This is a genomic window from Streptomyces sp. NPDC002513, from assembly GCF_053595355.1.
Map to the genome: position 1 here is coordinate 43,541 of NZ_JBSFXK010000044.1, position 19,820 is coordinate 63,360.

The following is a 19,820-nucleotide window of genomic DNA, read 5'->3' on the forward strand; positions in this document are numbered from 1 at the left end:
CGGCGGCCGACCGCTCCGCCGCCTCAAGCGACGGCGTCACTTCTTGCGGCGGCGGCTGCCCTTGGCCTGCTTGCGGCGCTCCGCACGGGTGAGGCCGTCCGCCTCCGAGCGCACCGGCTCGCCGTCGTCGCCGGCGAAGTCGCCCTCGACGATGCCGCCCTCACCGTCCACGGTCGGCGCGGAGAAGTGCAGCCGCTCGCGGCGCTGCGGGGCTTCCAGGCCCTTGGCGCGGATCTCCGGGCGGGCCGCCTGGGCCGCCACGGCCTCCTCCTTCTCCAGGGAGGGCTGGGCGGCGTCCGCGACGGGGACCTCCTCGACCTGCTGCTCGACCTGGACCTCCAGGTTGAACAGATAGCCGACGGACTCCTCCTTGATGCCCTCCATCATGGCGGTGAACATGTCGAAGCCCTCGCGCTGGTACTCGACCAGCGGGTCCTTCTGCGCCATCGCGCGCAGGCCGATGCCCTCCTGGAGGTAGTCCATCTCGTAGAGGTGCTCGCGCCACTTGCGGTCCAGGACGGACAGCACGACCCGGCGCTCCAGCTCACGCATGATCTCGGAGCCGAGCTGCCCCTCACGCTGTTCGTACTGCTCGTGGATGTCGTCCTTGATGGACTCGGCGATGAACTCGGCGGTCAGCCCGGCACGGTCGCCCGCGGCCTCCTCCAGCTCCTCGATGGTGATCTTCACCGGGTAGAGCTGCTTGAAAGCGCCCCACAGCCGGTCCAGGTCCCATTCCTCGGCGAAGCCCTCGGCGGTCTCGGCCGCGACGTAGGCGTCGATCGTGTCGTGCGTGAAGTGCTGGATCTGCTCCTGCAGGTCCTCGCCCTCCAGGACGCGGCGCCGCTCGCCGTAGATGACCTCGCGCTGCCGGTTGAGGACCTCGTCGTACTTGAGGACGTTCTTCCGGGTCTCGAAGTTCTGCGTCTCGACCTGCGACTGGGCGGACGCGATCGCGCGCGTGACCATCTTGTTCTCGATCGGCACGTCGTCCGGGACGTTCGCCATGGACATCACGCGCTCGACCATCTGGGCCTTGAACAGGCGCATCAGGTCGTCACCCAGCGAGAGGTAGAAGCGGGACTCGCCGGGGTCGCCCTGGCGGCCGCTACGACCGCGCAGCTGGTTGTCGATGCGGCGGGACTCGTGGCGCTCGGTGCCCAGCACATACAGGCCGCCCAGGTCCTCGACCTCGTCCTTCTCGGCCTTGACCGCGTGCTCGGCGCGCTCCAGGGCGGCGGGCAGGGCCTGCGCCCACTCCTCGATGTGCTCCTCGGGGTCGAGCCCGCGCTGGCGCAGCTCGGCCTCGGCGAGGTCCTCGGGGTTGCCGCCGAGCTTGATGTCCGTACCACGGCCGGCCATGTTGGTGGCCACGGTCACGGCGCCCTTGCGGCCGGCCTGGGCGACGATCACCGCCTCGCGCTCGTGGTGCTTGGCGTTCAGCACCTCGTGCTGGATGCCGCGCTTGCTGAGCTGCTGCGAGAGGTACTCGGACTTCTCGACCGAGGTGGTGCCGACCAGGATCGGCTGGCCCTTCTCGTGCTTCTCCGAGATGTCGTCGACGACCGCCTCGAACTTGGCGACCTCGGTGCGGTAGATCAGGTCCGACTGGTCCTTGCGGACCATCGGCCTGTTGGTCGGGATCGGGACCACGCCGAGCTTGTAGATCTGGTGGAACTCGGCGGCCTCGGTCATCGCCGTACCGGTCATGCCGGAGAGCTTGTTGTACAGGCGGAAGAAGTTCTGCAAGGTGATCGTGGCGAGTGTCTGGTTCTCGTCCTTGATGTCCACCCCTTCCTTCGCCTCGATCGCCTGGTGCATGCCCTCGTTGTAGCGGCGGCCGGCGAGGATACGGCCGGTGTGCTCGTCGACGATCATGACCTCGCCGTCGATGACGACGTAGTCCTTGTCGCGCTTGAAGAGCTCCTTGGCCTTGATGGCGTTGTTCAGGTAGCCCACCAGCGGGGTGTTCACCGACTCGTAGAGGTTGTCGATGCCCAGCCAGTCCTCGACCTTGGTGACGCCGGCCTCGTGGATGGCGACCGTGCGCTTCTTCTCGTCGACGTCGTAGTCGCCGGTCTCCTCGACGCCCTTCAGCGGGTTGCCCGCCTCGCCGCGCTTCAGGCGCGTGACCAGCTTGGCGAAGTCGCCGTACCACTTGGTGGCCTGGTCGGCCGGGCCGGAGATGATCAGCGGCGTACGGGCCTCGTCGATGAGGATGGAGTCGACCTCGTCGACGACGGCGAAGTTGTGGCCCCGCTGGACCAGCTCGTCCTGCGACCACGCCATGTTGTCGCGGAGGTAGTCGAAGCCGAATTCGTTGTTCGTGCCGTAGGTGATGTCGCACGCGTACTGCTCGCGGCGCTGGGCCGGGGTCATGTTCGCCAGGATGCAGCCGACGGTCAGACCCAGGAACCGGTGGACGCGGCCCATCATCTCGGAGTCCCGCTCGGCCAGGTAGTCGTTGACCGTGACGATGTGGACGCCGTCTCCGGAGATGGCGTTGAGATAAGCGGGCAGCGTGCCGACCAGGGTCTTGCCCTCACCGGTCTTCATCTCGGCGACATAGCCGAGGTGGAGCGCGGCGCCGCCCATCATCTGCACGTCGTAGTGCCGCTGGCCGAGGACGCGCTTGGCGGCCTCGCGCACGGTGGCGAACGCCTCGGGCAGCAGGTCGTCAAGGCTCTCACCGTCGGCGTACCGCTGCTTGTACTCATCGGTGAGGGCCCGCAGCTCGGCGTCGGAGAGGTCGACGAAGTCCTCTTCGATGGAGTTGACCTGGTCCGCGATGCGGTGCAGCTTGCGCAGGATCTTGCCTTCGCCTGCACGCATGATCTTCGAGAGGACGGACACGGGGGTTTGTCTCCTTGCCGGTCGGGCCTGGGACGGTCGGTTACGTATGACAGCTTGAGCAACGGCCATCGTAAGCGAGGACCCCGCCACGCCGGGAGGTCTGTCGCCGACAGCCATGAGGACAACGGACGGGCGTGACGGAAGGTGCCGCGTCCGTGCCACGAAAAGTAACCGGCCGCTCACGCGATGACGCGGGAGGAGACCCGACGGCGTGGCGCCCGCGCCCCGTCCGGCGGGGGGCACGCGGGGCGGCGCGAAATGCCGTGGCAGCCGGGCGGGGACCCGAGCAGAATCGGGCGATGGACCCCGTCACTCTGACCTCCGAACGCCTCCTGTTGCGCACCGTGGACCCCGGTGACGCCGACGCGGTGTTCGCGGCCGCCCAGGACCCCGACATCCAGCGCTGGACCACGATCCCGTCGCCGTACCTGCGGGAGCACGCGGAAGTGTTCGTCGGCCGGATAGCCCCCGACGGCTGGGCGGACGCCTCGATGTTCACCTTCGGCGTCTTCCTGCCCTCGGGGGAGCTGGTGAGCATGCTCGGTCTGACGATGCGCTCCCTGGACGTCGCCGAGGTGGGCTATTGGACGGCGAAGGAACACCGGGGCAACGGCTACGTCACGGAGGCGACACTCACCGCGGCACGCTGGGCCTTCACCGAGCGGTCGATCGACCGCCTGGAGTGGCGTGCCGAGGTGGGCAACGCGGGCTCGCGGGCGGTCGCGGAACGCGCGGGCTTCTCCATCGAGGGCATCCTGCGCTCCGCGATCATCAACAAGGGGGTCCGCCGGGACTGCTGGGTGGGTTCGCTCCTGCCGTCCGATCTGGGCCTGCCCCCGTCGGCGCCGTATCTGCCGGCCCCGTCCCGGCCGGCGTAGCCACGGGCCGTACCGCGGGGGCGGGGTCCCGGCCCACCCGGCGGTGTCAGTGGCAGGCCCTACGGTGTGACCCATGCCGAGCCTCCCGCCTCCCGCCGCCGAACTGACCGCCGACGAAGCCCGCCGCATCGCCCTGCGGGCCCAGGGCTTCCTCGGGGCCCCCGACCGCAGGGCCGGCGTCCGCGGGGTCCTGCGCCACCTCGGCGCGGTCCAGCTCGACACCATCTCGGTCCTCGCCCGCTCCCATGAAGTCATCGCGTACGCCCGCCTCGGCGCGATAGGCCGCAGCTCGGTCGACGCGGCGTACTGGACGCCGTCGCCCGCCGGTCCGGCCGCGCCCCACCCCCACGCCTTCGAGTACTGGTCGCACGCCGCCTGCATCCTCCCCATCGAGGAGTGGCCCCACTTCGCCTTCCGCCGCCGCGCCTACCGCTCGCGCCCGCACTGGAATCACGCGCTGCCGGACGGCGTCTACGAGCAGGTCGTCAAGCAGCTGCGCGCCGAGGGCCCGCTCACCGCCACGGACCTGGGCGGTGCGAAGAGGACCAGCGAGTGGTGGGACTGGTCCGGCACGAAGGTCGCGGTGGAGCGCGCGCTGATGTACGGCGAGGTGGCGTGCGTCGAGCGACGCGGCTGGAAACGGGTGTACGACCTCGCCGAGCGCGCCGTCCCTGAGGCCCTGCTGCACGACGAGCTGGACGACGCCGAGTGCCTGCGCCGGCTGGTGCGGCTCGCCGGCCAGTCCCTCGGCGTCGGCACGCGCGCGGACATCGCTGACTACCACCGTCTCAAGGGCGAGCAGGTCGACGCGGTGATCGAGGACTCGGGCCTGGTCCCGGTGACGGTCGAGGGCTGGGGCAGACCGGCGTGGGCGGATCCGGCGGCGCTCGCGACCCCGCCGCGCGGCCGCCACCGTACGACGCTTCTGTCGCCCTTCGACTCCCTGATCTGGGAGCGGGCGCGCACGGAGCGGATCTTCGGCTTCACGCACCGCCTGGAGGCCTATGTCCCCAGGCCGAAGCGGGTCCACGGCTACTTCGCGATGCCGGTGCTCGCCGGCGGCCGGCTGGTCGGCCGGGTGGACCCGGCGCGTGAGGGCGGCACCCTGGTCGCGAAGCAGGTCACGCTGGAGGATCCCCGGGCGGTCCCGGCGGTGGCCCAGGCCCTGTTGGAGGCGGCGTCCTGGGTGGACTGCACGAACGTACGCGTGGAGCGGGTGGACGCTCCGGCCCTGCGGGAGCCGCTGACCCGGGAGCTGTCCCGCGCGCTGGACTGACGCGAGCCCTCAGGGCTCCGAACCGGCCCCCGGCTGCTCGCCGGCTGCCGGGGCCCGCCCGCTAGCGGATCTCGAGGATCTTCTCCCGCATCGCGTAGACCACGGCCTCCATCCTGGAGTGCAGTTGCAGCTTCTCCAGGATGTTGCGCACGTGGTTCTTCACGGTGTTCTCGGAGATGAACAGCTCCTTGGCGATGTCCCGGTTGTTCATTCCGGTGGCGACGAGCTTGAGGACCTCCAGCTCACGGTCGGTGAGCCGCGGCGCCGGGACCAGCCGGCGCTCGTCGGTCCGCTGGATCATCGACTTGAACTCGGTGAGGAGCTTCGACGCCATGGAGGGGCTGATCTGCGACTGGCCGTCGGCGACCGCGCGAATGGCCGTGGCCACCTCGTCCGTGGAGATCTCTTTGAGGAGGTACCCGGTCGCACCCGCCTTGATGGCGTCGTAGAGGTCGGCCTCCTCGTCGCTGATCGTCAGCATGATGATCTTGGCGCTGGGCACCACCTCCTTGATGGAGGTACAGGCCTCGATCCCGCCCCGCTTGGGCATCCGCACGTCCATGAGCACGATGTCGGGCAGCAGATCGGCCGCCTTGTCGACCGCCTCCGCGCCGTCTCCCGCCTCGCCGACCACCTGGATGTCCTCCTCGGCGGCCAGCACGATCTCCAGGCCGCGACGGAAGAGCGCGTGGTCGTCCACGACCAGGACGCGGATGGGCTCGCCGCCCGCAGAGCCCGTCTCCGGGCCCATGCCGACGACGCCGCCGTCGGCATCCGCGTCACGCATCGGTCCGAAGCTGTCGGCCATCGTTCCTCCCCCTGAAGGCTGTGGCCCGTGGTCCTGTGCCATCGCCAACCCAAGGCAACGGCCCACCGGTTGAGCCGTTACGGCCATGATTCCATGCCCGGGCGACCGCCCGATGACCGAACGCGGCGAGAAATAGCCACACACCGGTGCCCCTGGGGGCGCAGGGGCTCTCCCAGGGGCACACCGGTACAGCCGTCACTCGGCGGGAATCAGCCGCCGACCACTCCGCCCGCCTCGGCCGCCTGCGTCTGAGCCACCATCTGGTCGGTGCTCAGGTGGATGACGCCGTAGTCATAGGCGTGCCGGCGGTAGACGACGCTGGGTTGCTTGCTCTCGGAGTCGACGAACAGATAGAAGTCGTGTCCGACCAGCTCCATCTCGTAGAGGGCCTGGTCGAGCGACATCGGGGACGCGACATGTGTCTTCTCGCGGACGATGAGGGGGCCTTCGCCCTGCACCTCGAGCGATCCGATCTTCTTGGTCGGCACGCCGTCCGCCTCTTCCTCCGACACGACGATGCCGCTGCCGTTGAGGGTCGCGGCGCCCGGAACGTGGTCGGGCACCTCGGCCGCCGTGAGCCTGCGGACTCCGCGGCGGGTATGGCGCTTGTCGTGCTCCCTGCGCAGCCGCGCCTCGAGCTTCTCCGACGCCAGGTCGAGTGCCGCATACGGATCGCTGGCCGCCGCCTCCGCCCTGATCACCGGACCGCGGGAGCGGAGGGTGATCTCCACTCGGTCACAGCGATCGGCCTGTCGGGGGTTGGGCTCCTTGGACACCTCGACGTCCAGGCTGATCACCTTGGCATCCAGCTTCTGGATCTTGTCCAGCTTCAGCTTCTCGGCCACGTGCTTCCGGAACCGCTCGGGCACCTCTGTCTTGCGGCCCTTGACGACGATGTCCACGCAGAACTCCGTTCCCGGATCGCTCCGCATTCCCGGCGGAGCATCTCCCTTGTGCACCAGGCTCCGGTGAACTCCGGAGCCGCGGACTCGGTGACTGCCACCTCCTCCTCCCCCGTGTGCGAGGCCCCCTCCCACGGCTGCGGGCGATTGCAGAAAGCCCGCAGCGCACATTCGAATAAGCGAGGGACGGCCTGCGCCTTTCTCTCACAACCGAACATATCTCGCCCGGACGGATGTCGTCACCCTCTACCGCGGCGTACCTCCATTCCGGTGAATTGACCTGCTCATTACCTGCAACGATGCAAGTTCTCAGTCAGTTCCGGTGAATGCGAAAGAGTCCGCAGGCGCCGCGATCACGGCCGCACGGATCCCGTCCGCACCGCCGTGAGCAGCGGTTCTTCCCGATGGCCACCGCACCCGGGCCGGCCCTGCCGTCGCCTCCCGCGCTCTTCGTTCCCCCCTTGCTTCCCCTGCCGCGCGCGCATACACCTCCGTGTCCCTCATTCGAGGGTGCCCGACCGCGGCCCGTACCGCGCGCGCCGCCTCCGCCACTGACGCTCCCGTCGTCATCAGGTCGTCGACGATCACCACCGGCCCGCCGGTCAGCAGCCGCGCGCCCCCTTCGGCCACCTCCAGCGCGCCGGCGAGGTTGACCAGCCGCTGCCGGGAACCGAGCCCCGACTGGTCGGCCACCGCCCGCCGCTGCCGCAGCACGGCCGCCACCCGGGCCGCCGTCCCCGTCCGGCGCAGCTCCCCCGCGGCAGCCAGCGCGATCCGCCGCGCGGGGTCGTGCCCCCTCGCCCGCACCGCCCGACGCGAGGAGGGGACGGGCACCAGCAGCACACCCGGCCGTGCGTCACCGGCCCGGTCCTCGCCCAGCCCCGCCCGTACGGCCCCGGCCAGCGCCGTACCGAGCGGCCTCGCGAGCATCAGGACGCCCCGCTCCTTGTGGGCCAGCAGCAGGGCGCGCACCGCGCCCCCGTAGGCAGCCGCCGCGTGCACCACGGGCAGCCCCGCCGGCTCCGGCACCGGTCGCACCCGCCGCGGTGCGCTCCCCTGCAGGGCCGCTCGGCACTCCGGGCAGAGCACCGTGCGCGGCCTCCCGCAGCCTCCGCACTCGGCGGGCAGCACCAGATCGGTGAGGTCCTGCCACCACCCCCGCATGGCCACCACTGTGCCAAGGCGAGAAGCGGCCTGCCAGGCCTGTGGAAAACTCCCTGTGGACAACCGAGGGGCGCATGCCGGCCGGGCCCCGGCGGTCCGGCAGCGGTCCGGCGGTTCACCCCGGATAGACCGGAGCCGCCCCCGCCTTGACGACCTTCTGCCACTGCGCCCCGGCCGACAGCCGCACGATCCCGTCCTCCGAGTAGGCCACCAGCGGCAGCCGCTCGTCCTCGGACGCCGCGATCTGCTTCACCCCGGTCGGCGAGGGCGGCGCGTTGCCCGCCGGCACGGAGCCGTCGACCTGAACGTAGCGCATCTGCTGCACCCCGCCCGACTCGCGTCCGACCACCACGAGCCGGCTGTCCCCGGCCCAGGACATGGCTGTGACCTCCTCCAACTGGGGAGTGACGGAACGCAGTTCGAGGATCGACACGGCGGGCCGCCCGTCGGCCCCGTTCTCCCGCTCGACCCGCCCGATCTGCAGGGACGTCTTGCCGTCCTTCTTCACGATCAGCGCGATCCGCACACCGTCGGCCGCCACCCGGACCGCCTCGATGCGTCCGTCGAGTCCCGGCGTGCGCACCTCGACCGGTTGGCCGGCGCCCTTCTCCAGCACCACGAGCCGAGGGTTCCTCGGATCGCGGTCCGCCACCCACAGATCGCCCCCGCCGTCCCAGCTCGGCGTCGTCAGCCGGTCGTCCTCCGACGGGCCCTGACTGCTCAGCACCGCGTTCCCGAGGGGAGCGCCCGGCTCCAGCGGCGCGACGTACAGATACTGCCCGTCGGCCGAGACCCCGGCCGCCCGGTCCTCGTCACGCGAGACGGCGGCCGCTCGCAGCCTCCTGACCCCCTCGCCCAGGGCGCCCGGCACCGGGTCGAACTGGTTGGAACCGCTGCCGCTCGGCAGCCTGACCAGCCGCTGCCTGCCGTCGATGAAGTACTCGTACTCGGGCGCTTTGGCCGTGCCGTGCGAGGCGATGATCTCGGCCCGGGCCTCGTTCAGCTCGCACAGCCTCCTGCCGTCGGAGCGCTCCAGCTCGACCTGGTTCACACCCGTCGGTGTCAGATCCTGCAGCGTGAACAGCAGTTGGGCCGCCATCCGCGAGCACTGTGTCCGCCCCACCCGGTCGGCCCTGTCGTCGAGCGGCACCGTCAGCGTGTTCTGGTCGTCGGGCGACAGCGAGGTGACGTCCTTCCTGAGCGCGGTCCCCGAGGGGAAGCTCGACGTCGCGACCGGGTCCAGCCAGTGTGTGGGGCCCTTCAGCAGCGCACGGACCGTCGCCGTGACGGCGTCCACCTTGCTGCGCACGTACACCGGGTCGGCGACGGTGCTCAGCTGTCCGCCCTCCGCGGCGGGCACGTTCGAGGCGTAGTAGTACTTGTTGACCGACACATAGTTGCGCTGGAAGTCGGACCTGCCCATGACCACACCCTGCGGCAGCGAGTCGATGCGCCACTGGTTGGTCTTCTTCTCCAGCGTGAGGTGCACGGTCCTGCTGTACGTCCCCGAGGCCGGCCTGTACGCGTGCTGGGCGTCCACGACGGCGAACTCGCTGCCCGTCAGCGTGTACGAGTAGTCATCGTCCGCCTCCCGGGTCCTGCTGTGCTCGGGCACGGTGTTCGGCCCGTCGGACAGCACCGTGGTGGACTGGTCCGGGTGCCACACGCGCGACGCGCCGGCGGTCAAATACTTACGGGCCGTCTCGTACCGCGGGTCGTCACTGGTCAGCGCCTCCAGGAAACCCTGCACGATCTCCGCGGGCCCGGCGTTCTCCCGCGGTGGCATCGCGAACACCCGGACCTGGGCGTCCTGCCGGGGCGTCGACTCGACGCCGCGCAGATCCCCGCTGTCCGGCATCGACGCGCACCCGGCCAGCAGTACGGCGCCACAGCCGACGAACACGCCCGTGCGCGGCGCACGCCGCCGCCTGCCCCCCTCAGAGCTCCGGACAGAATCGGCGCCCGGCTCGCGGCGTCTGGCACGCACGCTCGCAAGCACCAGACGCCGCAAGCTGATCGGACTCCCCTTTTGTCCGGAGCTCTCAGCGCCCACGAACTGCCTCCCCTTTGCTCACTTACTCGTGCGGCCCGTCGCCCGGCGACGGGTCCTGTGTGCTGTCCTCCCGGTGCCGCACGGCCCCGGTGGACCGCGGCACCACCCGCGCGCCGTTGCCCGGCAGCGCGGTCGGGTCGGCCGTGGGCGCCACGGCGGCCAGTCTCGGCGCGATCGGGGCCCGCTCGCCCGTGGCCTGTGCGGGCACCGTGGCGAGCTTGTCCGAGCCGCCCCGCGGCAGCCCGGCGTCGTGCAGCCCGCGGTTGCGCCGCGAGTCCTTGGGCTCCAGGGGTATCGGGGAGCCCCGCAGCTGCTCGTCCGCGGTCCGCGGCAGCGTCAGCCGGAACTGCGAACCGCCGCCCGGCTCGCCCCACGCCTGCAGCCAGCCACCGTGCAGCCGGGCGTCCTCCAGGGCGATCGACAGCCCCAGGCCCGTACCACCGGTGGTACGGGCGCGTGCCGGATCCGCCCGCCAGAACCGGCTGAACACCCGGGTCGCCTCGCCCGGCTTGAGCCCCACGCCGTAGTCCCGCACCGCGATCGCGACCGCGCCGCCCGCCGCGGCGAGCTTGACGATGACGTCCCTGCCCTCACCGTGCTCGACCGCGTTGACGACCAGGTTGCGCAGCACCCGCTCCACCCGCCGGGCGTCGGCTTCCGCGACGACGGGCTGCTGGTCGCCGACGACGCGTATCCGCGTCCCCTTGCGCTCGGCAAGCGGCTCGGCCCCGCTCACCACCCGTCGCACGACCTCGCGCAGGTCGATCGGCTCGGCCTCCAGGGCCGCCGCGCCCGCGTCGAAACGGCTGATCTCCAGCAGGTCCGCGAGCAGCGACTCGAAACGGTCCAACTGGTCCGCGAGCAGTTCCGCCGACCGCGCGGTCACCGGGTCGAAGTCGACGCGCGCCTCATGGATGACGTCGGCCGCCATCCGCACGGTCGTCAAGGGCGTGCGCAGCTCGTGGGACACGTCCGACACGAACCGCCGCTGCATCCTCGACAGGTCCTCCAGCTGCTGGATCTTCAACTGGAGGTTCTGCGCCATCTTGTTGAAGGCCTCGCCCAGACGTGCGATGTCGTCCTCGCCGGTGACCTTCATACGTTCCTGCAGCCGCCCGGCGGACAGCCGTTCGGCGATGCCCGCCGCCATCCGCACGGGGGTGACGACCTGGCGCACCACGAGCCAGGCGATGGCCCCGAGGAGCACCACGACGAACAGCCCGGCGGTCGCCAGCGTCCCCTTGACCAGGCTGAGCGACTTCTCCTCCTGGGTGAGCGGGAAGAGGTAGTACAGCTGGTAGGGGTGTCCGTTCGGGTCGTTGATCTGCTTGCCGATGATGAGCGCCGGCTGCGGATCGCGGTCGCTGTCGGTGTAGACGATACGGGTGTAGCTCTGGGCCACACCCATGCCGGCACCGACGCGCCGGCGCAGGTCCTCCGGCACGCTCTGGCTGGGGTCCACGTCACCCGACGCACGCGGACCGAGACCGCGGTTGTCGCCGCTGTCCACGGCGGTGGTGCTCAGCGTGACCACGTCGAAGGCGCCCTGGCCACCGCTGGAGAGCGACTCGACGAGATCGCTCATCCACCCGCTGACGTTCTGCACCGGGTTGTTGCCCGTGCCCGAGTTGTCGTCGCCGCCGCTCGCGCTGACCGCACTGTCCGCCTTCTGCCCGGCGACCGTGAAACCGCCGACGGCCTGGCTCTGGGACGCCTTCACCTTGGCATCGAGCAGACCGTTGCGCACCTGTCCGATGACGACGAAGCCCAGCAACAGCACGACGCCCAGGGACATCAGCAGCGTCGTGACGACGATCTTGAGCTGGATGTTGCGCCGCCACAGCCGCATCACGGGCAGCAGCGGACGGCGCACCCAGCGCATGACGAGCCGGAGGACCGGGCTGCCCTGGACTCCGCCCTGGAGCAGCCCGCCCTCGATGAACCGTCCCCATCCGGAGCCTGCCGTGCGCCGCCCGGCAGGCGGCTCCCGGCGGGCCTCCGCCCGACCGGGAGCCGAAGCGGCACCGTCCAACGGCACCTCAGCTCGGTCCGGCCTTGTAACCGACGCCACGGACGGTCACCACGATGTCCGGCCGCTCCGGGTCCTTCTCGACCTTGGAACGCAGCCGCTGGACATGCACGTTGACCAGACGGGTGTCCGCCGCGTGACGGTAGCCCCAGACCTGCTCGAGCAGGACCTCGCGGGTGAACACCTGCCACGGCTTGCGCGCCAGCGCCACCAGCAGGTCGAACTCCAGCGGCGTCAGCGCGATCGACTGCCCGTCACGCTTCACCGAGTGACCGGCCACGTCGATGACGAGGTCACCGATCGTGAGCTGCTCGGGCGCCGGCTCCTCGGACCTGCGCAGCCGCGCCCGGATCCGGGCCACCAGCTCCTTCGGCTTGAACGGCTTCACGATGTAGTCATCCGCACCCGACTCGAGGCCGACCACCACATCCACGGTGTCGCTCTTGGCGGTGAGCATCACGATCGGCACACCGGACTCCGCCCTGATCAGGCGGCACACCTCGATGCCGTCCCGCCCGGGCAGCATCAGGTCGAGCAGCACGAGGTCGGGCTTGGTCTCGCGGAAAGCGGCCAGCGCCTTGTCGCCGTCAGCTACGAAAGACGGCTCAAAACCTTCACCACGCAGCACAATGCCGAGCATCTCGGCCAGTGCGGTGTCGTCGTCGACGACAAGGACTCGTCCCTTCATGGACCACATCATCCCATTAACTAAATTGTTACCTGGCGTGACCTGTCACACAGCGCAGCGAGTGCATCGGCCGTCACCGGGGAAACGACGCCCTCTTCGGTGACGATCGCCGTCACCAGCTCGGGCGGCGTCACGTCGAACGCCGGGTTGTACGCCTGGGTCCCCAGGGGTGCCACCGGTATCCCGCCTCCCGCTTCCGCTCTCGCCACCGGCACCCGGGGCGCGGTGACCTCCGTCACCTCGTACCCGGGCCGCTGCTCCACCTCGATGGACGCCCCGTCGGGCGTGCCGGGATCCACCGTCGTCACCGGCGCCACCACGATGAACGGCACATGGTGGTACCGGGCCAGAACAGCGAGCGGATAGCTCCCCACCTTGTTCGCCACCGAACCGTCGGCCGCGATCCGGTCCGCCCCGATCAGTACGGCGTCCACCTCGCCCGCCGCGAACAGGGAACCGGCCGCGTTGTCCGTGAGCAAGGTGTACGCCATCCCGTTGCGGGCCGCCTCGTACGCCGTCAAACGAGCACCTTGCAGCAAGGGACGCGTCTCGTCCACCCACAGCCTGCGCAACCGCCCCGCCCGGTGCGCCGCGAGCGCCACCGCGAACGCCGTACCCCTGCCGCCGGACACCAGCGCCCCCGTGTTGCAGTGAGTGAGCACCCGGTGCCCGCCGCCCGGCAGCAACGCGTCCAGCAGGGTGAGACCGTGCCGCGCCATCCGCGCGCTGGCCTCGGCGTCCTCCTGGTGCAGGGCGCGCGCGGCGGCCAGCGTCGCCTCAGCGGCCTGCCGCAGGCCCCCGCCGCCGGCGAGCGCGGCCCGGTGGGCGGCCCGGGCCCTGCGCACGCCGACGGCGAGGTTCACCGCGGTGGGCCGGGCCCCGGCCAGCGCGGCGGCGGCCTCCTCCACGTCGAAGCCGCGCGTGGCGGCGAGCGCCACACCGTACGCCCCGGCGATCCCGAGCAGCGGCGCCCCGCGCACGGCGAGCGTGCGGATCGCGTCCACCAGCACGGACGCGTCCGTGCACACGAGCTCGACCTCCTCGGCCGGCAGTCTCCTCTGGTCGAGAAGGACCAGTACGGGCCCTTCGGGCGGCTCGTCCCAGCGGATCACGGGTATCTCCGTCGACTGGTTGTCCTCGCCCGGTCGCGCGTACTGATCAGCCATGCGGTCAGTCTGCCCCGTAACCGGCCGACAATTGAAGGTGTACAGCCCACACCACCGCTGGTCCCTCACCGGACACCGCGTGGCACGATGTCTGGCAACTCGCCGCCGCGACCGCGGAGCGGGCACCGTGAAGGAGCGACGATGAATGACACTCCGGGCTGGGCATCGCCCGGATCCGCCCCCTCCGACGGGGAGCAGCCGGACGCCACCGGCGCGCAGCCCCCGGAGCAGCCCTCGGACCAGAGCGGTGGCGCTCAGCCGCAGCCGCCGACGCAGTGGTCCAAGGAGCAGCCCCCGCCCGGGCAGTGGAGCGCTCCGCATCCTCCGGTTCCCGGTCAGGTCCCGCCGCCGCCCGGAGCCGGCTGGGGCGGTGGCGCACCCGCCGGTCCCGGTTACGGGGCTCCCCTCGGCGGTCCCGGTGGTTACGGGCCCCCGGCCGGCGGCTGGGGCGGGGCCTGGGGTCCGCCGCCCGCCGCCAAACCCGGTGTGATCCCGCTGCGACCGCTCGGGCTCGGCGAGATCCTCGACGGCGCGGTCTCCACCATGCGCACCCACTGGCGCGCCGTCCTCGGCATCTCGCTCGGCGTCTCCGTCCTCACGGAGGTCGTCACCACCCTGTTCCAGAAGCTCGTCCACGACCAGGCCACCGCGGACACCCTCAGCGACCCCGGTTCCTCCGCGAGCGCGGTGGGCCGCGCCATGGGCGATACGCTGCTGAGCTCCGGCGCGGTCTTCCTGGTGACCCTGATCGGCACCATCATCGCGACCGCCCTGCTCACGACCGTCACCAGCCGGGCGGTGCTCGGCAGGTCCGTGACCATCGCGGAGGCCTGGCGCGACGCTCGCCCACAGCTGCTGAAGCTGTCCGGCCTGACGCTCCTGCTGCCGCTCATGGCCCTCGCGATCGTCGCCGTCGGCACGGTGCCCGGCATCCTCATCGCGGCCTCCGGTGCGACCGCGGCGGGCATCTCGCTGGCCGTCCTGGGCGGCCTCGGCGCCACCCTGGTCGCCATATGGATCATGGTGCGTTTCTCGCTCGCCTCCCCCGCGCTGATGCTCGAGAAACAGAGCATCCGCACGTCGATGAGCCGCTCCGTCAAGCTGGTGCGCGGCTCGTGGTGGCGGGTCTTCGGTATTCAGCTGCTCGCGCAGATCATCGCGGGCATCGTGGGGGCGCTCGTCGTGATCCCCTTCGCCATCGTCGCCACAGTCCTCAGCGGTGACGTCGTCGGCAACCTCATGAGCGGCAGCGGCGCAGGCTTCGGCTGGACGTTCCTGATCATCACCGGCGTCGGCTCGGTGATCGGCAGCACTCTCACCTTTCCGATCAGCGCCGGAGTGACCGTGCTGCTCTACATCGACCAGCGCATCCGCCGCGAGGCCCTCGACCTCGACCTGGCCCGTGCCGCCGGCGTACGGGACTACGACGCCGACACCACCGGCGTCACCCCGGGGAGCTGACAGGGTGAGTCCGACGGGGGGAGTGTGGACCGTCGCACCGGTGCTGTGGCGCTCGGGCGACCAGCCGGTCACGATCCCGCGCGACCCGGCGCGGGAGGCGGCCCGGCGTGAGCTGGCCAAGCGGATGTACCACGAGAACGACCCCAGCCTGTTGCAGCGCGCCCTGAACGCGTTCTGGGACTGGGTCAGCGGCCTCTTGGACACCGCGTCCTCCGCGTCGCCGGGCGGCTCCGTGGGCCTGCTCGTCATCGTCCTGGCGGTCCTGGCGCTCCTCGGGGCCCTGTGGTGGCGCCTGGGCACCCCGCGCCGCACGCCCCCCTCGTCCGCCGCCCTCTTCGAGGACCGCCCCAAGAGCGCCGCCGAACACCGCGCGGCCGCCGAGGCGCACGCGGCCCAGAGCCACTGGAACCAGGCGGTCCAGGAACGCATGCGCGCGGTCGTCCGCTCCCTGGAGGAACGCGCCCTTCTCGACGTACGCCCCGGCCGCACCGCCGACGAGGCCGCCACCGAGGCCGGCCGCGCCCTCCCCGACCACGCGGACCGACTCCGCGTCGCCGCCCGGGACTTCGACGACGTCATATACGGCGGCCGGACCGCGGGCGAAGGAACGTACCGCCGCCTCGCCGCCCTCGACGACGACCTGGAGCGCGCCAAGCCCCAGCTCACCGACAGCACCCCCACCACGGCCCCCGACGCCCGCCCTGGAGCCGCCGGATGACCTCCGAGGCCACGCTCCCCGCCGCCTCCGCCTCGCCCACCGCCCGCCAGCTGTGGACCAGGTCGCGCGGCGTCCTGCTCGCCGTCGTGCTCCTGCTGGTCGGCGCCGTCGTGATCGCCGTCCTCCGCTCCAGCGCTCATCACGACCGCCTCGACCCCCGCTCGGCCGACCCGTACGGCAGCCACGCCGTCGCCGCGCTCCTCGCCGAACGAGGCGTCTCCACCCGGGTCGTCACCACCCTCGACGCGGCACGCACCGCCGCCGCCCCCGACACCACGCTCCTGATCGCCGCGCCCGATCTTCTGACGCGCCCTCAACAGGCCCGCCTGCAGCAGGCGACGCAGAACTCCGGCAGCCGGACGGTCCTGATCGCGCCGCAGACCTCCCTCGACGGCCTCGCCCCGGGAGTCTCGGCGGACCCCGCACCCAGCTTCGAGTCGCTGCTGGACCCCGGCTGCGCGTTGCCCGCCGCCCGGCGCGCGGGCGCCGCCGACACGGGCGGGATCCGCTACCTCACGTCCGCCGCCCACGCCGACCGCTGCTACCCCAGCGACGGCCTGCCCACCCTGCTGCGGCTGCCGGCCACGTCCGGAAGCGGCGACACCGTCGTCCTCGGCGCGCCCGACATCCTCTACAACAACCGCCTCGACAAGCAGGGCAACGCCTCCCTCGCCCTCCAACTGCTCGGTTCCCGCACCCACTTGGTCTGGTACCTCCCCTCGCTCTCCGACACCTCGGCCACCGACCCGGGCCGCCGCAGCTTCTTCGACCTGCTCCCCTCGGGCTGGCTGTGGGGCACACTCCAGCTCTTCATCGCCGCAGCCCTGGCCGCCCTGTGGCGGGCACGCCGGCTGGGCCCGCTCGTCCCCGAGAAACTCCCCGTCGCGATCCGCGCCTCCGAGACCGTCGAAGGCCGCGCCCGCCTCTACCGCAAGGCGCGTGCCCGCGACCGCGCGGCCTCCGCTCTGCGCTCCACCACCCGCACCCGCCTCGCTCCCCTCGTAGGCATCCCCCTCGCCCAGGCGCACGCGCCCGAGGCCCTGCTCCCCGCGCTGTCCGCCCACCTCCACGACGACGGACCGTCCCTGCACCCCCTCCTCTTCGGCCCGCCGCCCGGCGACGACGCGGCCCTGATCGCCCTCGCCGACCAACTCGACGCCCTCGAAAGAGAGGTACGCCGTCCATGATGGACCCGACCACTGACAACGCCGGGAACACCGGGGACCCGGACACCGTCCGAGCCTCCCTGGAGGCCCTGCGCGCCGAGATCGCCAAAGCCGTGGTCGGCCAGGACCCCGCAGTCACCGGCCTCGTCGTCGCCCTCCTGTGCCGCGGACACGTACTCCTCGAAGGAGTCCCCGGGGTCGCCAAGACCCTGCTCGTCCGCGCCCTTTCCGCGGCCCTGGAACTCGGCACCAAACGCGTCCAGTTCACCCCGGACCTGATGCCGAGCGACATCACCGGCTCCCTCGTCTACGACGCACGCACCGCCGAGTTCTCCTTCCAGCCCGGGCCGGTCTTCACCAACCTGCTCCTCGCGGACGAGATCAACCGGACCCCGCCGAAGACGCAGTCGTCCCTCCTCGAAGCCATGGAGGAGCGCCAGGTCACGGTCGACGGCACCCCGCGACCGCTCCCCGAACCGTTCCTGGTCGCCGCAACCCAGAACCCGGTCGAGTACGAGGGCACCTACCCCCTCCCGGAAGCCCAACTGGACCGCTTCCTGCTCAAACTGACGATCCCTCTCCCGTCCCGCCAGGACGAGATCGACGTCCTCACCCGCCACGCCGCCGGCTTCAACCCGCGCGACCTGCGCGCCGCCGGCGTACGCCCGGTGGCGAACGCAGCCGATCTCGAAGCGGCTCGCGCCTCCGTCGCCAAGACGACGGTGTCCCCCGAAATCACCGCCTACGTGGTGGACATCTGCCGCGCCACCCGTGAGTCCCCGTCACTCACCCTCGGTGTGTCACCCCGTGGGGCGACGGCGCTGCTGGCCACGTCCCGCGCCTGGGCCTGGCTGACGGGCCGTGACTACGTCACCCCCGACGACGTGAAGGCCCTGGCCCTCCCGACGCTCCGTCACCGGGTCCAACTCCGCCCGGAGGCGGAGATGGAAGGCGTGACCGCGGACTCGGTCATCAACGCGATCCTCGCCCACGTCCCCGTGCCCCGCTGATGGCACTCACCGGACGAGCCGCGCTCCTCGCGGCACTCGGCACCCTCCCGGTCGGCATCTGGGCACCCGACTGGACGGGCGTCCTCGCCGTCAACGGCTCACTCGTCCTGGCCTGCGTCTGCGACTTCGCCCTGGCCGCTCCCGTACGCCGCCTCGGCCTGACCAGGTCCGGCGACACCTCCGTACGCCTGGGCGACGCGGCCGACGTGACGCTCACCGTCACCAACCCGTCCGGTCGGCCCCTGCGTGCCCGTCTCCGAGACGCCTGGCCGCCCAGCAGCTGGCGGCCGGGCACCGAAGTGGCCGCGTCCCGCCACCGTCTGACGGTCCCTCCGGGCGAACGCCGCCGGGTCACGACCCGTCTCACCCCCACCCGCCGGGGCGACCGCCACGCCGACCGCGTCACGATCCGCTCCTACGGCCCCCTCGGTCTCTTCTCCCGCCAGGGCACCCACAGGGTCCCGTGGACCGTACGGGTCCTGCCTCCCTTCGCCAGCCGCAAGCACCTTCCCTCCAAACTGGCCCGCCTCCGCGAACTGGACGGCCGGACCAGCGTGTTGATCCGCGGCGAGGGCACGGAGTTCGACAGTCTGCGCGACTACGTCCCCGGCGACGACACCCGCTCCATCGACTGGCGCGCGACGGCCCGTCAGACCACGGTCGCCGTGCGCACCTGGCGGCCCGAACGCGACCGCCACATCCTCCTGGTCCTGGACACCGGCCGGACGTCCGCCGGGCGGGTCGGCGACGCGCCGCGCCTGGACGCCTCCATGGACGCGGCGCTGCTGCTGGCCGCCCTGGCCTCCCGGGCCGGTGACCGGGTTGACCTGCTCGCCTACGACCGCCGGGTGCGCGCCCTGGTCCAGGGCCGCGCCGCCCGTGAGGTCCTGCCGGCCCTGGTCAACGCCATGGCGACGCTGGAACCGGAACTCATCGAAACGGACGCCCGAGGGCTGACGGCCACCGCGCTCCGCACGGCCCCCCGCCGTTCCTTGCTCGTCCTGTTGACCACCCTCGATACGGCACCGGTGGAGGAGGAACTGCTGCCCGTGCTCTCCCGCCTCACTCGTCGTCATACGGTCCTGCTCGCCTCGGTCGCCGATCCGCGCGTCGCCCGTATGGCGACGTCGCGCGGAGACATCGACGCGGTGTACGAGGCCGCGGCGGCGGCACGGGCCCAGGCAGAGCGCACCCGTACGGCGGAACAACTACGCCGTCACGGCGTCACGGTCGTGGACGCGGCACCGGAGGATCTGGCACCGGCACTGGCGGACGCCTATCTGGCGCTGAAGGCGGCGGGCCGTCTCTGACAGCACGTGCCCCCATGAAGATCCATCATCGTGAAGTCGCTGGTCATCTCACGGACCGCGTGGACGGCCGCGATCGGCTTTCGGATTTCCAGAACCCGGCCGAGGACGTCGTGATCCTCACGATCGGCCTTGCCATCGCCGCCCTTGGCGTCTGGCTGCTGTGACCGTGTGACGTTGGGCGACCTGGGCCCCGGACCGTTCCCCGTCGGCTCCGGCCGAGCTGGGCCGCCTCGGAGGCTCCTGAACGCAGAAAACCCCCGTGCCGACTGGCACGGGGGTTTCCTCCAAAGATTGTTCGGCGGCGTCCTACTCTCCCACAGGGTCCCCCCTGCAGTACC

The 19,820-nt window shown here is 71.4% G+C and carries 16 protein-coding genes; 8 read left to right on the top strand and 8 right to left on the bottom strand.

Annotation, left to right across the window (positions count from 1 at the left end):
• Nucleotides 1–36 precede the first annotated feature (36 nt).
• Nucleotides 37–2,853, bottom strand: coding sequence for a preprotein translocase subunit SecA (gene secA, locus ACWD5Q_RS25205; protein WP_451429300.1), 2,817 nt, complete (start codon nt 2,851–2,853; stop codon nt 37–39).
• Nucleotides 2,854–3,152: 299 nt separating this feature from the next.
• Here secA and ACWD5Q_RS25210 point away from each other — a divergent pair, with 299 nt between their 5' ends.
• On the top strand, nt 3,153–3,731 hold the full coding sequence (locus tag ACWD5Q_RS25210) for a GNAT family N-acetyltransferase (protein WP_451429301.1): 579 nt from the start codon (nt 3,153–3,155) through the stop codon (nt 3,729–3,731).
• 73 nt (nt 3,732–3,804) lie between these two features.
• A complete protein-coding gene (locus tag ACWD5Q_RS25215; protein ID WP_451429302.1) occupies nt 3,805–5,007 on the top strand; it encodes a winged helix-turn-helix domain-containing protein in 1,203 nt (400 codons plus the stop codon).
• A gap of 61 nt (nt 5,008–5,068) precedes the next feature.
• On the opposite strand, the gene ACWD5Q_RS25220 is transcribed toward ACWD5Q_RS25215, so the two are convergent.
• From ACWD5Q_RS25220 to mtnA, 7 genes are all read right to left on the bottom strand, one after another.
• Nucleotides 5,069–5,815, bottom strand: coding sequence for a response regulator (locus tag ACWD5Q_RS25220; protein WP_451429303.1), 747 nt, complete (start codon nt 5,813–5,815; stop codon nt 5,069–5,071).
• A 209-nt stretch (nt 5,816–6,024) separates the two neighbouring features.
• Nucleotides 6,025–6,717 carry a ribosome hibernation-promoting factor, HPF/YfiA family gene (gene hpf, locus ACWD5Q_RS25225; protein WP_451429304.1) on the bottom strand — a complete coding sequence of 231 codons (693 nt, stop codon included), beginning with the start codon at nt 6,715–6,717 and terminating at the stop codon, nt 6,025–6,027.
• 309 nt (nt 6,718–7,026) lie between these two features.
• Nucleotides 7,027–7,881 (bottom strand): ComF family protein, encoded by an 855-nt coding sequence (locus ACWD5Q_RS25230; RefSeq protein ID WP_451429305.1) that lies wholly within the window; start codon nt 7,879–7,881, stop codon nt 7,027–7,029.
• A 115-nt stretch (nt 7,882–7,996) separates the two neighbouring features.
• Nucleotides 7,997–9,739, bottom strand: coding sequence for an LpqB family beta-propeller domain-containing protein (locus tag ACWD5Q_RS25235; protein WP_451429306.1), 1,743 nt, complete (start codon nt 9,737–9,739; stop codon nt 7,997–7,999).
• A 217-nt stretch (nt 9,740–9,956) separates the two neighbouring features.
• Complete coding sequence (gene mtrB / locus ACWD5Q_RS25240) at nt 9,957–11,972, bottom strand: MtrAB system histidine kinase MtrB (protein WP_451429307.1); 2,016 nt, start codon at nt 11,970–11,972, stop codon at nt 9,957–9,959.
• A 1-nt stretch (nt 11,973) separates the two neighbouring features.
• A complete protein-coding gene (gene mtrA, locus ACWD5Q_RS25245; protein WP_451429308.1) occupies nt 11,974–12,663 on the bottom strand; it encodes a two-component system response regulator MtrA in 690 nt (229 codons plus the stop codon).
• An 8-nt stretch (nt 12,664–12,671) separates the two neighbouring features.
• Nucleotides 12,672–13,817 (bottom strand): S-methyl-5-thioribose-1-phosphate isomerase, encoded by a 1,146-nt coding sequence (gene mtnA / locus ACWD5Q_RS25250; protein WP_451429309.1) that lies wholly within the window; start codon nt 13,815–13,817, stop codon nt 12,672–12,674.
• 141 nt (nt 13,818–13,958) lie between these two features.
• Here mtnA and ACWD5Q_RS25255 point away from each other — a divergent pair, with 141 nt between their 5' ends.
• Genes ACWD5Q_RS25255 through ACWD5Q_RS25280 form a run of 6 tightly spaced genes read left to right on the top strand, consistent with a single transcriptional unit; the run spans nt 13,959 to nt 19,646 of the window.
• Nucleotides 13,959–15,278, top strand: a complete 1,320-nt coding sequence (locus tag ACWD5Q_RS25255; RefSeq protein ID WP_451429310.1) for a glycerophosphoryl diester phosphodiesterase membrane domain-containing protein — start codon at nt 13,959–13,961, stop codon at nt 15,276–15,278.
• 4 nt (nt 15,279–15,282) lie between these two features.
• Nucleotides 15,283–15,996: a DUF4129 domain-containing protein gene (locus tag ACWD5Q_RS25260; protein ID WP_451429311.1), complete on the top strand. Its 714-nt coding sequence runs from the start codon at nt 15,283–15,285 to the stop codon at nt 15,994–15,996.
• The gene (locus ACWD5Q_RS25265; RefSeq protein WP_451429312.1) at nt 15,993–17,183 is read left to right on the top strand and encodes a DUF4350 domain-containing protein; all 1,191 of its coding nucleotides are present in this window, start codon (nt 15,993–15,995) and stop codon (nt 17,181–17,183) included. The genes ACWD5Q_RS25260 and ACWD5Q_RS25265 overlap by 4 nt, the downstream gene beginning before the upstream one ends.
• On the top strand, nt 17,183–18,172 hold the full coding sequence (locus tag ACWD5Q_RS25270) for an AAA family ATPase (protein WP_451429317.1): 990 nt from the start codon (nt 17,183–17,185) through the stop codon (nt 18,170–18,172). Before ACWD5Q_RS25265 ends, ACWD5Q_RS25270 begins: the two co-directional genes overlap by 1 nt.
• Nucleotides 18,172–19,482 carry a DUF58 domain-containing protein gene (locus ACWD5Q_RS25275; protein WP_451429313.1) on the top strand — a complete coding sequence of 437 codons (1,311 nt, stop codon included), beginning with the start codon at nt 18,172–18,174 and terminating at the stop codon, nt 19,480–19,482. Before ACWD5Q_RS25270 ends, ACWD5Q_RS25275 begins: the two co-directional genes overlap by 1 nt.
• Nucleotides 19,483–19,496: 14 nt before the next feature.
• Nucleotides 19,497–19,646 (top strand): hypothetical protein, encoded by a 150-nt coding sequence (locus tag ACWD5Q_RS25280; protein WP_451429314.1) that lies wholly within the window; start codon nt 19,497–19,499, stop codon nt 19,644–19,646.
• Nucleotides 19,647–19,820: the final 174 nt, after the last annotated feature.

Bases quoted from the DNA above. Each gene is read 5' to 3' on its own strand.
- ACWD5Q_RS25210 (WP_451429301.1), top strand. From the start codon at position 3,153: ATGGACCCCGTCACTCTGACCTCCGAACGCCTCCTGTTGCGCACCGTG.
- ACWD5Q_RS25215 (WP_451429302.1), top strand. From the start codon at position 3,805: ATGCCGAGCCTCCCGCCTCCCGCCGCCGAACTGACCGCCGACGAAGCC.
- ACWD5Q_RS25220 (WP_451429303.1), bottom strand. From the start codon at position 5,815: ATGGCCGACAGCTTCGGACCGATGCGTGACGCGGATGCCGACGGCGGC.
- ACWD5Q_RS25230 (WP_451429305.1), bottom strand. From the start codon at position 7,881: ATGCGGGGGTGGTGGCAGGACCTCACCGATCTGGTGCTGCCCGCCGAG.
- ACWD5Q_RS25235 (WP_451429306.1), bottom strand. From the start codon at position 9,739: ATGCCGGACAGCGGGGATCTGCGCGGCGTCGAGTCGACGCCCCGGCAG.
- mtrA (WP_451429308.1), bottom strand. From the start codon at position 12,663: ATGATGTGGTCCATGAAGGGACGAGTCCTTGTCGTCGACGACGACACC.
- mtnA (WP_451429309.1), bottom strand. From the start codon at position 13,817: ATGGCTGATCAGTACGCGCGACCGGGCGAGGACAACCAGTCGACGGAG.
- ACWD5Q_RS25255 (WP_451429310.1), top strand. From the start codon at position 13,959: ATGAATGACACTCCGGGCTGGGCATCGCCCGGATCCGCCCCCTCCGAC.
- ACWD5Q_RS25265 (WP_451429312.1), top strand. From the start codon at position 15,993: ATGACCTCCGAGGCCACGCTCCCCGCCGCCTCCGCCTCGCCCACCGCC.
- ACWD5Q_RS25270 (WP_451429317.1), top strand. From the start codon at position 17,183: ATGGACCCGACCACTGACAACGCCGGGAACACCGGGGACCCGGACACC.
- ACWD5Q_RS25275 (WP_451429313.1), top strand. From the start codon at position 18,172: ATGGCACTCACCGGACGAGCCGCGCTCCTCGCGGCACTCGGCACCCTC.
- ACWD5Q_RS25280 (WP_451429314.1), top strand. From the start codon at position 19,497: ATGAAGATCCATCATCGTGAAGTCGCTGGTCATCTCACGGACCGCGTG.